Annotated in this window: 11 protein-coding genes; 7 read left to right on the top strand and 4 right to left on the bottom strand. The window is 58.4% G+C overall.

Features of this window, described 5'->3' with window-relative positions:
* The first annotated feature begins 104 nt into the window (after nt 1-104).
* A complete protein-coding gene (locus HDF08_RS19865) occupies nt 105-1,901 on the top strand; it encodes a M28 family peptidase (RefSeq protein WP_179640388.1) in 1,797 nt (598 codons plus the stop codon).
* Nucleotides 1,902-2,136: 235 nt separating this feature from the next.
* Nucleotides 2,137-2,559, top strand: a complete 423-nt coding sequence (locus tag HDF08_RS19860) for an OsmC family protein (RefSeq protein WP_179640387.1) — start codon at nt 2,137-2,139, stop codon at nt 2,557-2,559.
* 204 nt (nt 2,560-2,763) lie between these two features.
* Here HDF08_RS19860 and HDF08_RS19855 read toward each other — a convergent pair whose 3' ends face one another.
* Together HDF08_RS19855 and HDF08_RS19850 are read right to left on the bottom strand one after the other, a co-directional pair.
* The gene (locus HDF08_RS19855; RefSeq protein WP_179640643.1) at nt 2,764-3,711 is read right to left on the bottom strand and encodes a cation diffusion facilitator family transporter; all 948 of its coding nucleotides are present in this window, start codon (nt 3,709-3,711) and stop codon (nt 2,764-2,766) included.
* 110 nt (nt 3,712-3,821) lie between these two features.
* Complete coding sequence (locus HDF08_RS19850) at nt 3,822-4,361, bottom strand: hypothetical protein (RefSeq protein ID WP_179640386.1); 540 nt, start codon at nt 4,359-4,361, stop codon at nt 3,822-3,824.
* A 192-nt stretch (nt 4,362-4,553) separates the two neighbouring features.
* Between HDF08_RS19850 and HDF08_RS19845 the strand changes: the two genes are divergently transcribed.
* From HDF08_RS19845 to HDF08_RS19825, 5 genes are all read left to right on the top strand, one after another.
* The gene (locus HDF08_RS19845; protein WP_257031294.1) at nt 4,554-6,149 is read left to right on the top strand and encodes a hypothetical protein; all 1,596 of its coding nucleotides are present in this window, start codon (nt 4,554-4,556) and stop codon (nt 6,147-6,149) included.
* 98 nt (nt 6,150-6,247) lie between these two features.
* Nucleotides 6,248-6,937: an ATP-dependent protease subunit HslV gene (gene hslV / locus HDF08_RS19840; RefSeq protein ID WP_306459732.1), complete on the top strand. Its 690-nt coding sequence runs from the start codon at nt 6,248-6,250 to the stop codon at nt 6,935-6,937.
* A gap of 63 nt (nt 6,938-7,000) precedes the next feature.
* Nucleotides 7,001-8,593, top strand: a complete 1,593-nt coding sequence (hslU, locus tag HDF08_RS19835) for an ATP-dependent protease ATPase subunit HslU (RefSeq protein ID WP_179640385.1) — start codon at nt 7,001-7,003, stop codon at nt 8,591-8,593.
* A gap of 416 nt (nt 8,594-9,009) precedes the next feature.
* Entirely contained in the window at nt 9,010-10,047 is a 1,038-nt protein-coding gene (locus tag HDF08_RS19830; protein ID WP_179640384.1) for a FecR family protein, read from the top strand.
* 785 nt (nt 10,048-10,832) lie between these two features.
* Nucleotides 10,833-12,155, top strand: a complete 1,323-nt coding sequence (locus HDF08_RS19825) for a GGDEF domain-containing protein (RefSeq protein ID WP_179640383.1) — start codon at nt 10,833-10,835, stop codon at nt 12,153-12,155.
* Nucleotides 12,156-12,290: 135 nt separating this feature from the next.
* On the opposite strand, the gene HDF08_RS19820 is transcribed toward HDF08_RS19825, so the two are convergent.
* Both HDF08_RS19820 and HDF08_RS19815 read right to left on the bottom strand, forming a co-directional pair.
* Entirely contained in the window at nt 12,291-12,692 is a 402-nt protein-coding gene (locus tag HDF08_RS19820; RefSeq protein WP_179640382.1) for a hypothetical protein, read from the bottom strand.
* 131 nt (nt 12,693-12,823) lie between these two features.
* The gene (locus tag HDF08_RS19815; protein ID WP_179640381.1) at nt 12,824-13,822 is read right to left on the bottom strand and encodes a transaldolase; all 999 of its coding nucleotides are present in this window, start codon (nt 13,820-13,822) and stop codon (nt 12,824-12,826) included.
* Between the last annotated feature and the right edge of the window lie 52 nt (nt 13,823-13,874).

The following is a 13,874-nucleotide window of genomic DNA, read 5'->3' as shown; positions in this document are numbered from 1 at the left end:
ACCCCTTCGGTTGGCGCTCCCGTTGGTCGCGAAGAGATATCCCTGCCGGCCATCGATTAGACTCGTGGTATCCGAAGAATGCCGTCGTGCAGGAGCCTGCCTTGATGAAGATTCGTTCTGCCTCAGTTGTGGTTGCCGCTTTTCTCTCACTTTCCACCGCCTTGATCGCACAGTCGATCCCGCCGGCGGTGAAGGCGGCGGAGGCCTCGATTGACGGTGAGAAGATTCGCGCGCAGGTGCGCTTTCTGTCGGACGACCTGCTGGAGGGACGCGGACCAGGACTGCGCGGGAGCGAGATTGCGGCGAAGTATATTGCCACGCAGTTTGCACTGTATGGGCTGAAGCCGGGTGGGGATAACGGAACTTTTCTACAGCAGATTAATTTTGTGGGGATGAAGGTGATTCCGGAGAAGACGACGATGTCGTTGATTCCGAAGAAGCCTGCGGGGATGTCGATTGATCTGCATTCGATCGATCTGACGTATGCGGAGGACTATACGGTGAGCAATCGCATGCTGACGCCGAGCGTGGATATCGATGCGCCGATTGTATTTGTTGGCTATGGCGCGATTGCGCCGGAGTTTCAGTGGGACGACTATGCGGGCGTGGATGTGAAGGGGAAGGTGATTCTTTGCATTGTGGGCGATCCGCCTTCGACCGACCCGAGCTTCTTTGGCGGCGATGCGCTGACCTACTACGGGCGATGGACGTACAAGTTTGAAGAGGCGGCGCGGAAGGGCGCTGTGGGCGCGCTGATTATTCATCGCACCGATTTGGCGAGCTATGGCTGGGATGTGGTGAAGAACTCAAATACCAGCGAAAAGACATATCTGCGGGATGATAAGAATCCGCAGCTCGAGGCGGCGAGTTGGATTCAGCTGGATGTGGCGAAGAAGATCTTTGCTGCGAGTGGGCTGGATGCGGATGCGGAGATTGTTGCGGCGGGCAAGCGTGGGTTCAAGGCGGTGGAGCTTCCGGTGCGGTTGCAGGCGCATGTTGAGAGCACGGTGCGGCCGTTCCAGTCGCCGAATGTGGTGGGGATTTTGCCGGGTGCGAATGCTGGCGGCAAGGATCAGGCGGTGATGTATACGGCTCACTACGATCACCTGGGGTTTGTGGCGGGGATGGCTGGCGACAATATCTATAACGGCGCGGCGGATAATGGCACGGGCTGCGGGATGCTGCTGGAGATGGCGCGGGCGTGGGCGGAGTCGGGGGTGAAGCTGCCGCACTCGATCGTCTTTGCTTCGGTGACGGCAGAGGAGCAGGGGCTGTTGGGGTCGGAGTATCTGGGGCAGCATCCGCCGATTCCGGCGGGGCAGATTGCGCTGGATATCAATTACGACATGATTCTGCCGATTGGGGTGCCGCTGGAGACAAATGTGAATGGGGCGCAGAGGACGACGTTTTATCCGACGGTGGAGGCTACGGCGAAGAGGTTCAATCTTGCAATTGTGCCGGACCCGAAGCCTTCGGCGGGGAGCTACTACCGCTCGGACCACTTCAGCCTGTCCAGAGTTGGGATTCCGGCGTTCTCGATTGAGACGGGGAATCTTTATGAAGGGCATGATGCGGCCTGGGGACATAAGCAACATGAGGAGTTCACGGAGCACGACTATCACAACTTCAGCGACAACTTCCACGAGGACTGGGACTTCAGCGGGAACGCGAAGCTCGACCGGTTTGGGATGGAGTTGGGGTGGGAGGCGTTGAGCGCGCCGGCAATGATTCAGTGGAAGGCGAAGGATGAGTTCGAGGCGGCGCGGAAGGCTAGCCAGGGGGAGGTAGATCGCGCGAAGGTACGGCCTGAGAATCTGTCCAGAAACTGTCCTGCCGGGTTCAGTCTGCGAGTTAGTAGAAGTCGGCGCAGCTTAGAAAGTAGCCGCAGGTTCGGCAGATAAGCTTGCAGCGGCTGTCTTCAAGGCGCGAGGAGCAGGTGGGGCAGAAACGGGAGTGGTGCTCGGTGGAGATGGGGCATGACGCGAGGGGCTGGTCTGCGGATGCTTCGACGGCTGGGATCGGCGGCATTTCAAGATGCTATCGCGGATGGGATTTTTTCAAGGTCCTTTGGCGCAAGCGGCGCATCGAAGAAGGTACTGTTGACAGGTAACAGTTGAAAACAAAAGGAGAACTACGATGGATCGCACTGGCAGCGCAGTATGGCATGGCAAGATTATGGACGGCACCGGCACCATCTCCACACAGAGCGGCACGTTGAAGGATACGCAGTACAGCTTCAAGACTCGTTTTGCCGATGGTGTGGGGACAAACCCCGAGGAGTTGATTGCGGCGGCACATGCGGGCTGCTTCACGATGGCTCTGAGCGGCCAGCTTACTGAGGCGGGCTTTACTCCCGACACCATTGAGACGACCGCGACGCTGACGCTCGATGTTCATGGCTCGCCTACGATCACCAAGATTCACCTGACCACGAAGGGGAAGATTCCTGGCATTGATAAGGCAAAGTTCGATGAACTGGTACACAATGCCGAGGTCGGCTGCCCGGTGTCGAAGGTGTTGAAGGCTGCGACGATTACCGTCGACGCTACGCTGGTTTAAGAGGATAAGTGTCCTGCCGGACGGGCCTCCTACGCGGAGGGCGCCCACTTCGTGGGGCGTATACCTTTTCTTGGCGGGTTATCGGCTTGGCTCCTCCCGTTGGTCGGAATCATCTTCCCTCCGACCAACGGGAGGACCAGCCGAAGGGTATACAAGTCACGAAGTGACCGCGGCCCGCGCAGGGCGCCCGTCCGGCAGGACCGATCAGTGAGCGTGGCCGTGATGATCGTGGCCGTGGGCGCCGATTGCCTCGAGCTCTGGCGGGGCGGCGCAGCCATGAGTGGTCTCGCAGCCGGTGATCTCAAACTGAATCGTGGTGTGGGTGATGTGAAAGCGGTCGCGTAGAGCGCACTTGATGTCTGCGAGGATGCCGCTGCACTCAGACATGGGCATCTCAGCGATGGTGACGTGGCTGGCAAGCGCGTGAGACTGGGAACCGAGGCTCCAGACATGGAGGTCGTGGACGTTGAGGACGCCGTCGATTGAGGCCATCGCCTGACGGATCTCGCCGAGTTCGAGGTTGCGCGGCGTCCCTTCGAGCAGAATGTTCAGCGTCTCACGAATGATTCCGATGGAACTGTAGAGGATCATGCCGGCGATGAGGATGGAGAGCACCGGATCGATCCACGACAGGTGTGTGAAGAAGATGGCTGCGCCGCCTGCAATGACCGCGGCGGTTGAGAGCGTGTCGCCGAGCATGTGCAGGAAGACACTGCGGATATTGACGTCGCCGGAGAACTTCCAGAGCAGGGTTGCGATGGTGCCGTTCATTAGCACACCGGCGGCCGCGACGTACATCATCAGCTTGGGCTGCACGTCGACGGGTGCGCTGAAACGGTGGACTGCGGCAAAGGCGATCCATAACGAGAGCACGACGAGGGTTGCGGCGTTGACGAACGCGGCGAGGACACCGGCACGCTGGTATCCGAAGGTCTTCTGATCGGTTGCGGGACGTGCCTGAAAATAAACGGCTACGAAGGAGAGCACAATGGCGAGCAGGTCGCTGACGTTGTGTCCTGCCTCTGAGATGAGGGCCAGGGAGTGTGCCCGTAGACCGAAGAAGAAGGTCGCACCAACATAGGCCAGGGTGAGCACCATGGACAGCTGCAAGACTCGCTGCATCTTGCTGTTCGGAGTGGCGACCATGTGCATGACGTTAAGTGTAGTCTGCGCAGGGATTCGGTTCAATCGGGATAACTGCCGGTTGAAAGACCAGGGAGGAGTTAAAGGCGATCTGAAACTGAAGCCGGCAGGCCTCGCGGCTAGATAGGTTCGCCGAGTTCCTCTTCGTCCGAGGTGGGATAGGGTACGGGTGTGCGTGTTCCCAGCCGTAGGCCGCTCCAGGTCTCCGCCACAATGATGCTATTGGCGGGATTTTGCGGAGCGTAGCGAACCTGAATGGGAAGATCGGTGCGAACGCCATAAACCAGCTCTGGAAGCATGGTGACGTCCTGGGCGCACTCGTAGGTCACGCCGGCGATGCGGTAGACGTAGACGATCATCTCTGGCGTTAGAGGGCCCTGGCGGGCTGGTTCCGGGTCGTCTGCGAGATCGAGGGCAGGTTTGCGAACCTCCGCGACCATGGTGTCCATGATGGTTCCGTCGGTGATGCGGCCGACTCGCGCCAAGGTCTCGCGACGCTCGCGCTCGACCTCTTCGGCAGTGGGTTTTTTGCGCGTGAGGACGTAGCTGACGACGCCGATTGCTGCCGCTGTCGTTGCTCCCATGGCGATGAGGACTCGCGGCGAACGGAGGACGTACGGCAGGTGGGTTGGAATCAGCGCAAACACAGTCTCTGCCAAAAAGCATAGTCCATGACGAGGGGATCGGGAGGGGGAAGGTGCTGTGTCAGTAACGTTCTTTTGGGGGATTGCGGCGAAGGTCAGGTGCTTCAAAAGAAATTTAAATAGAGGGTTTCTTATTCTTATCCGCTGAGAGTAGAATTCCGGCGAAGTTCAAACTAAATGGCGTGGATGCTCCCGGGAGTGACGAATATGAATGGAACGAAATGGTTTAGATCTCTGCTGGGGCTTGCGTTGATCGCACCTGCATGGCCGCTGACTCTCCTCGCTCAAGCTCCTGTTGCGATTACCCCTGCGAAGATGCCGAAGGTCGGTACGGTAGAAGAGCGCTTTCAATCGTTCAACATCGAGATGGTTGAGGTGACTGGCGGACGTTTCTGGGCTCCTTACAAGAAACAAGGCAGCGCCGAGCAGGATGTGCCGGCCAGCGCGAAGAACTCGGCTCCTGCGGGGATGGATCCTTCCGCGTTTCGGTACCGTGAGCCGATCAACCTGGCGAACCCGCGGTTGCGCAAGCTTGCGGCGGGACTGGCGCCTTCGTATGTAAGGGTTAGCGGAACCTGGGAGAACACGACCTACTTCCATGATTCGGACGAGCCGGTACCGGCGACTCCGCCAATAGGTTTCAACGCCGTGCTGACGCGGCCGGAGTGGAAGGGCGTCATCGATTTTTCGAAGGCTGTGGATGCGAAGATTGTGACGTCTTTCGCGATAAGCCCAGGGGTGCGCGATGCCGAGGGCGTCTGGACTCCGGTGGAGGCAAAGAAGGTGCTCTCATACACGAAGGCGGCCGGGGGCAGTATTGCGGCGGCGGAGATGTTCAACGAGCCGACCTTTGCCGGGATGGGGGGCGCGCCGAAGGGCTATGATGCCGCGGCGTATGGAAGAGACTTCAAGGTGTTTCGCGGATTTGCGAAGGAAGCTGCGCCCGAGATGGTGATTCTCGGCCCCGGGTCGGTTGGGGAGATAGGGCTTGCGGTTGGACTGCCGCCGAATTCGATGATCAAGACCGAGGACATGATGGCTGCGTCCGGACCTGGTGTGGATGCATTTTCGTATCACTTTTACGGGGGCGTCTCGCAGCGATGCAAGATGATGGGCGCGGCGATGCAGACGACATCGGAGGCGGCGCTGACGGATGATTGGCTGTCGCGGACGAATCGGGATGAGGATTTCTATGCGAAGCTACGCGATCGATTTGCGCCGGGTAAACCGCTTTGGCTGACCGAGACAGGCGAGACGGCGTGTGGCGGCAATCCGTGGGCTTCGGACTTTATCGACAGCTTCCGTTACCTGAATCAACTTGGAACTTTGGCGAAGCGGGGTGTGCAGGTGGTGATGCACAACACACTGGCAGCGAGCGATGACGCGCTGGTGGATGAGGCTACGCTGATTCCCCGCCCGAACTACTGGTCTGCTTTGTTATGGCGGAAGCTGATGGGGACGACGGTGCTCGATGCTGATGCTTCGCCTTCGCCGAATCTGCATATGTACGCGCACTGCCTGCGGAATCAAGCGGGAGGTGTGGCGTTGCTGGCGATCAACGCCGATCGTACGACGGCTCAGGAACTCAAGGTGCCAGCGAAGTCGAAGCGCTACACGTTGACGGCGAAGGACCTGATGGACAACAAAGTGGAGCTGAATGGCGTGGAGTTGCAGGTTAACTCCGAAGGGGATCTTCCTTCGCTCGAAGGAGAGGCGCAGGCTGCCGGGGTGGTTCGTCTTGCTCCGGCAAGCATTACTTTTCTGGCGTTTCCGAATGCGGAGAACGCGAGCTGCCGCAGATGAACGCTTGTGCTTGGGAATCGCCCCTCTACCTGGATTGACGGATGGGCGATGCGCGGGCGTAGAGGAATGGAGGATTGACGATATACTGAAGGTTGCCCATGAAGCCGCCTTCGTCCTCTATTTCCAAGTTGTCCGCTCCCGCTAAAAACTCCACTCTTCCGCTTCGCATCGCCGAGCCGCTTGGCGTTCCCCACCCGCTTGGCATCGCCCACCCACTGGATTTGGGCGACGGGCGGCGGATTCGCTCCACTACCGTTATCTGTGTGCGTCGCGGCGACTCCGTGGTGATGGCTGCCGATGGGCAGGTGTCGCTTGGCTCGACGATTATGAAGGGGTCGGCGAAGAAGATCCGGCGTCTGTACCAGGACAAGGTTCTGGCGGGATTTGCGGGATCGACTGCGGATGCGTTCTCGCTGTTTGCGCGGTTTGAGACGAAGCTGGAGCAGTATGCGGGCAACCTGGGGCGGGCAGCGGTGGAGCTGGCCAAGGACTGGCGCACGGACAAGATGTTGCGGCAGCTTGAAGCGCTGTTGATTGTGGCCGATTCGAAACATACGTTTCTGCTGTCGGGCACCGGCGATGTGATCGATCCGGATGAAGGGATCGCGACGATTGGCAGCGGAGGCAGCTTTGCCCTGGCCAGCGCGCGGGCTTTGATGGAGAACACCGATTTAAGCGCCCGAGAGATTGCCGTGAAGAGTCTAAAGATTGCCGGACAGATCTGCATCTATACCAATGACCAGGTGACGGTGGAAGAGCTGAAGTCCGAGACGGCAGAGAACCAGTAGGCTCGACAGTTCGTAGAGGTTCAAAGATTCGTCGCTGCGACATGCGACAAGGAGTACAGCACGATGGCAATTTTTTTACCTGGAACTGCTGAAGATCAGGCGCTTGCACTGGACGAGATGACGCCGCGTGAGATCGTCACGGAGCTCGATAAGTACGTGGTGGGACAGCATGCGGCCAAGCGGGCGGTGGCGATTGCGCTGCGTAATCGCATGCGCCGGCAGAAGCTTCCGCCAGAGCTGGCTGATGAGATCATGCCGAAGAACATCATCATGATCGGGCCAACGGGCGTGGGAAAGACGGAGATTGCGCGAAGGCTGGCCAAGCTGACGAACTCGCCGTTTCTGAAGGTGGAGGCCTCGAAGTTTACCGAGGTCGGGTATGTTGGGCGCGATGTGGAGTCGATTGTGCGCGACCTGGTGGAGATCGCGATCGACATGGTTCGCGAAGAGAAGATGGAAGAGGTGGAGGACAAGGCGGAGCTTGCGGCGGAGGATCGTCTGATCGATCTGCTGCTGCCTCCGACGCCAACGGCCGCTCCTGCTGCAACTGCCGCTGCGGCGACGCACGAGCCTGGGAGCAATGTGATTCAGCTGCCTGTGGCGGGGGCAGTGGATGACTCCGAGGAGAAGCCGGGGGACCGTGAGCATCGGACGAGAGAGAAGCTGCGGCAACAGTTTCGCGAGGGCAAGCTGGATGAGCGCACAGTGGAACTGGATGTGCGCGACCGTAACCAGCCTAGCTTTGAGGTGATCTCAAATCAGGGTTCTGAGGAGATGGATATCAATCTGAAGGACATGCTGCCGGGGCTGTTTGGACAGCGCACGAAGAAGCGCAAGATGAAGGTGGCAGAGGCCTTCGACTACCTGGTGCAGGAGGAGGAGAGCAGGCTGATCGATATGGATCAGGTGAATCGGCTTGCGGTGGAGCGGGTTGAGGATTCGGGGATTGTGTTTCTGGATGAGATCGACAAGATTGCCGGGCGCGAGGGTGGGCACGGGCCGGATGTCTCGCGCGAGGGCGTACAGCGCGATATTCTGCCGATCGTGGAAGGGACTACGGTTAGCACGAAGTATGGGATGGTTTCGACCGATCACATCCTGTTTATTGCTGCAGGGGCATTTCATGTGTCGAAGCCTAGCGATCTGATTCCGGAGTTGCAGGGACGTTTTCCGATTCGCGTGGAGTTGAACTCGTTGACGGTGAACGACTTTATTCGCATTCTTACGGAGCCGAAGTCGTCGCTGGTGAAGCAGTCTACAGCGCTTCTGGAGACGGAGGGGTTGAAGCTGGAGTTTACCAAGGAGGCGATTGCGGAGATGGCGCAGTTTGCCTTCAGGGTGAACGAAACTACGGAAAACATTGGGGCTCGGAGACTGCATACGATTCTGGAACGCGTGCTCGATGAGATCAGCTTCCAGGCTCCGGATCTGTTCAAGAGCCCGCGGGCGGAGATTACGGAGGAGGGCGTTGTGGGCGAAGTGCCTGTCTCTGCTTCGCTTACGTCGGAGCCGCAGATGCCATCGCCGCCGCTGCCGGTGATCGAGCGGCAGACCGCAACGGGCGTGGAGAAGGTGATCGTGGTTGATCCGGAGTATGTGCGGCAGCAGGTGGCTTCGATTGTGAAGGATCAAGATCTTTCGCGTTATATTTTGTAGAAACTGTCCTGCCGGACGGGCCGCCTACGCGGCGTGCGGTCACTTCGTGACTTGTATACCCCTTCGGTTGGCGCTCCCGTTGGTCGCGAAGGGTGTTGATTCCGACCAGCGGAAGGACCGGGCGAAGCTTTAAAATGGCGCGCAAACGCCCGCCGCCAGCGCAGGGCGCCCGTCCGGCAGGACGCTTCGTAAAGAGACATAACTTTTACAACTGCCTTTGAAGGCTGTTTTCGGTGTCGAAAGATTCGTTTTCGGTGTCTTTGATGAAGTCTTGTCCCCGCCTTGTCATTCCTCCGTCGCCTTTGGTCAGGGCAGCAACTTATTGAACCACATGGGGTTCAATGGTCAGGCATGGGTTGAGCATAATGTTACGTTTCTCCTTCTGTTTCATCTAAATAAACAGAGGTTTTACGAATATGTCAGGGCTCAAATCAATCGTTCTTCTTTCCCTGGCGACTCTGCTTCCGCCTGTCATTGCTCAGCAGCAGAGCGCTCAGCAGCAAGGCGCGAACCCAGCCCGCCCAGGATCTCTCAACTACGTGGAAGGCCAGGCTTCGATCGACGGCCGCCAGGTTACGGCACGATCCGTGGGCCAGGCCGAGATACAGCCGGGCCAATATCTTGCAACGGCGGATGGAAGAGCTGAGATGCTGCTGACGCCGGGCGTGTTTCTGCGGCTGGATAAGAACAGCACCGTGAAGATGATCAAGCCGGATCTGACTCACACCGAGGTAAGCGTGGAGCAGGGGCGCGCCGAGGTGGAGGCGGATCAGCTCTATCCGCAGAATATGATCCTGATCGATCAGAAGGGCGGTCAGACGCAGATTCTAAAGAACGGCCTGTATGAGTTCAACGCGGATGCGAATACGGTGCGCACGTTCGACGGGAAGGCGGCGGTCTATCCCGGCAATGATCTTGAGAGCAAGGTGAAGCCGGTGGAGGTAAAGGGCGGCAAGCAGATCATTCTTGTTGGCGAGGCGGTGAAGCCGGTGAGCTTCAACAAAGACCGCTCGCAAGATGATCTATATCGCTGGAGTGAGCTGCGCTCGCAGTACCTGGGCGAGGCGAACGTGAATCTCGCTGCGCAGTATGCGGGATATGGGCCGGACTATGGCTATGGTGGGTTTGCACCGGGCTGGGCGTGGGATGCAGGTCTCTACTCCTATGACTGGCTGCCGGGTGGCGGGCCGTTCTTTAGTCCGTTCGGCTACGGCTTCTACTCGCCGTACTACCTGTATGGCGGCGGCTTTGTGTATGGCCGTGGCTTCTATGGGCGAGGGTACGGCTACCGTGGCGGCTATGGCTTCCGTGGCGGCAACGGAGGGTATCGGGGCGCAGCGGTCGCGGGCGGAGGCTTCCATGGCGCAACGGCCGCAGGTGGAGGTTTCCATGGCGGCGGATTCCAAGGGGGTGGCGGCGGCGGGTTCCACGGCGGTGGTGGCGGGCACCGGTAAGCGATCACCTAAGTAGGTTTACGCAAGTAGAGGGTTGGTTGGTCATAATGACCTTCAACCCTCTACTTTTTTGCGGGCAGCGATAGTTGACTCGAATCGACGGAAATCGAAGAGCAGATCCCTGACATGCTCGTTTGTTTTTTTGTAGTGAATGTTGTTTCTAAACGAATTATGTCTGTAACGGTTTGCAGATTATGTTCACTACCATTGCGTTCCCACTCTTCGCCATGCTGAAGTTTTAGCGGGGCAGACTGTGGGGAGAACGGCTATCCGATTGATGCGATTGAGGTAATAAATTTAGTGGAAAAATCAGCAATGTTCCGTTGTTTGCAGCTTCTCTGCAGCGGAATTTTTATGTTCGATTGGCTTGGGAATACCGCATAATTGTGCGACAAACAGCGTTTCTATCTCTGTGAGACCGACGAGCTACCAGGGCCCCCGCAAGTTAGTGCAACGAAGTTTCAAAGATCCCGCGGGGGGGCAGAAATTTTGCTCTGTAATTTTTTCCGGCTGTCTTCAGAAGAGTTGACCGAGGCAGCGTTTGCCCGTCTCAGGAGGGTTCTGCGCAGTGCTTCCTCTGCAGTGTTGTTTGTTACAAATTTATTTTTGTAGAAGATGCTTTTGCCATCGCGCTGATGGTGTTTTTGGACTATTGTTTGGGTTTCAAAAGTTTCAGGGCTTTATGGCGATGGCGAAGCTGGCCGTCGCAGGTAGAGGAAGCAAACGCATCCCGCTTGGCCTGTGGCTGGGGCCAAATCCAAGTGCGACGGATGCCCGGGTCCCCGATGAACTTTGCCTTTCTCCCCGATCTGCTGGCGTTGTTGATCCTGATTGTGATCCTGGTGTTGCTGCGGAAGCGGCATCCGCAGGAGCGTGCGGACCTGTGGCTGCTGGGCCTGTTCTTTACGCTGGTGGAGGCGGCGGCGCATACGTTCTACGCACCGAACGGACCACCGCAGAAGATTCTGCATGTGATTGTGATGGACTGCTACCTGCTGACGGGCATGATCTTTGTATGGGCGTCGGGAGTGAACCCCGTCTCGAAGAGTGCGCGGCTGCTGTACCTGGGCCTGAATGCGTTGCCGCTGCTGGCTTTGTGCACGGTGTATGGGCTGCACCTGTATACGGGGATTGCGTTCTTCCCTTGCATGGCAGCGGGTATGGTGGTTGGGGTATCGACCTCGCTGTATCTTCGCCGCAGCCTGACGGTGGCGGTGCTGCATGTGTGCGCGTGGATGGCGATGGGATATCTGATCCATCTCTCCGACTACCGGGCAGCGGTGTACTGGAGCCTGTGCTGCGTCTATGCGACGGCTGCGCTGAACTTCCAGCGGCGGCTGCCGGCGGGAAGCACCGGGAGGCTGGCGATTGTGACCGGCTTTACGATCTGGTCGCTGTGCCTGCTGCTGCATCCGTGGATTGTGCAGTATCGCGCGTATGCCGATATTGCGTCGCATATCTGGAATATGCAGAAGTCGCTGATCTCGATTGGGATGATCCTGGTGATGCTGGAGGAGCAGATCTCGAGCAACGAGTGGCTGGCGCTGCATGATGAATTGACGGGACTGCCGAACCGGCGCCTGCTTGCCGACCGGCTGACGATGGCGATCGACCGAGCGGACCGCACGGGGAGCCGGCTGGCGCTGATCATTCTGGATCTGAATGGCTTCAAGAAGATCAACGACACGATGGGACACCAGATAGGCGACCAGGTGCTGCTCGAGGTTTCGATGAACCTGCGCCGGGGGGTGCGGGCGTCGGATACGCTGGCGCGGCTGGGTGGGGATGAGTTTGTGATTGTGGCGGCGGATGTGGAGCCGGAGCAGGGGCTCGGACACCTGTTGGAGTCGGTTCGCGGGGCGCTGGAGCAGCCGCTGATGATGGAGGGCAAGCCGATGGTGGTTTCGGCGAGCGTTGGCATGGCGGTGTATCCGCAGGACGCGCAGGACTCGATCCGTCTGCTGCGGGTGGCGGACCAGAGGATGTATGCATCCAAGCACCGGCCGGGAGCGCAGTCGGCCAAGGGGGTGGGTGGACTGACGACAGCTGTGGTGGACTCGCAGATGGCTGCGGTGGCGAGTGGGAGAGGTAGAGTTTCGGTATTGTGAAGGTCGCGAGGTGAAGAGAGAGGGCAGAGACTGGAAACGGTCTCTGCCCCCTCTCTTGTAACTGCGGTGTTTCTTGATTCAAGGTATACGTAACTTTATTTGTTACATTTTTAACTCTTTTGGTTACGTATTGAGTTAGCGGTGTTCGCCGCCTGCGTGGCCATGGCCGTCGCGCGTCTCGTTGCCGTGGAAGTTCTCCATGTGGTCGACGTGGTTCTCAGGACGTGCGGCTTCGCCTCGGGCAGGATAGGGGCCGTGATATCCGTGTTCGGGATGGAAGTGATTGTCGACGTGGCCGTTGAAGTGGTCGGGACCGTGGAACCAGGGGCCTGAGCCGATGAAGACGCCACTGGAGAACCACTCGGGACCGTAGTAGCCGTAGGGAGCGCAGTTATAGGGGGCGACGTCATAGTAGCCGTAGGGGCACACCGGGGCGGGGCCGATGTTGACTGCGATTTGAGCCTGGGATTTGGGAGCAGCTACCGCAAAGCTGAAAGCGACAACCGTAGTTGCGGCAAGGATTTTAATCGGGTGCATGTTTCACCTCGCCTAATTTAGACAAAGTCTGAGGCGAGGCGGTTGGCCCTTAATAAAGTTTTGTTACAGACAACTCGGCGACCTTTTTGAGAGGCCGCCGAGAGGGAAAACGTTGAATTGGCTGTTGAGAATTAGCGAGCTGCTGCGGCTGGTTCGTTGATCTCGCTGAGACGTTTTTCGAGGATCACTTCGAGATCGACGATGGCCTTGGAGAAGCCGTCAATGCCTTCCTTCAGCTTGTCGGTGGCCATGCGATCTTCGGCGTGCATCTTGTCGAAGGTGGCTTTGTCGATCGGGATCTTCTTGATGTCCAGGCTCTGTGCTTTCGCGGGATCGAGCTTGCGCGGCAGCTCGCCCTGGGTCTTTTCAAGCTCGTCAAGCAGCTTTGGTGCGATGGTGAGCAGGTCGCAACCAGCGAGTTCAGTAATCTCACCGATATTGCGGAAGCTCGCGCCCATGACGACAGTCTTGTAGCCGAATTTCTTGTAGTAGTTGTAGATGGTGGTGACAGACTCAACGCCGGGGTCTTCGGCAGGAGCGTAGTCCTTGCCGGTGTCTTTCTTGTACCAGTCGAGGATGCGTCCAACGAAGGGCGAGATGAGGGTGGCCTTGGCTTCAGCGGCAGCGACGGCCTGATGAATGCCGAAGAGCAGCGTCATGTTGCAGTGGATGCCCTCCTTCTCGAGGATCTCAGCGGCACGGATTCCCTCCCAGGTGGAGGCAAGCTTGATGAGGACGCGGTCGCGCGAGATGCCGGCCTTGTCATAGAGAGCAATGATGGCGTGGGCTTCGTCGATTGACTTTTCGGTGTCGTAGGAGAGGCGGGCGTCAACCTCGGTCGAGACGCGGCCAGGGACGATGTCGAGGATCTTGAGGCCGAAGGCGACTTCGAGGGGCCGGAAGGCGATTGCAGCGACTTCTTTGTCGGAGGCGTTGGGGCCTGCTTCTTTGCGTACTGCTTTGAGCACGTCGTCGACAACAGACTGGTACTCGGCTTTCTCGGCGGCGGCGGCGATCAGAGAGGGGTTCGTGGTCGCATCCTGTGGGCGGAACTGCTGGATGGCGTTGAAGTCTCCGCTGTCGGAGACGACGGTGGTGTATCCGCGAAGCTGTTCGAGTAACGATGCCATAATCTTTCTCCTTGGCTGTTAGTAGAGATTTTATCAAGCTCTGAGGGATTGC

The sequence above is a fragment of the Tunturiibacter empetritectus genome (assembly GCF_013410875.1).
Lineage (GTDB): Bacteria > Acidobacteriota > Terriglobia > Terriglobales > Acidobacteriaceae > Edaphobacter > Edaphobacter empetritectus.
Note: the sequence above shows the minus strand (reverse complement) of the source record. Positions and strands in the feature narration are given on the sequence as shown.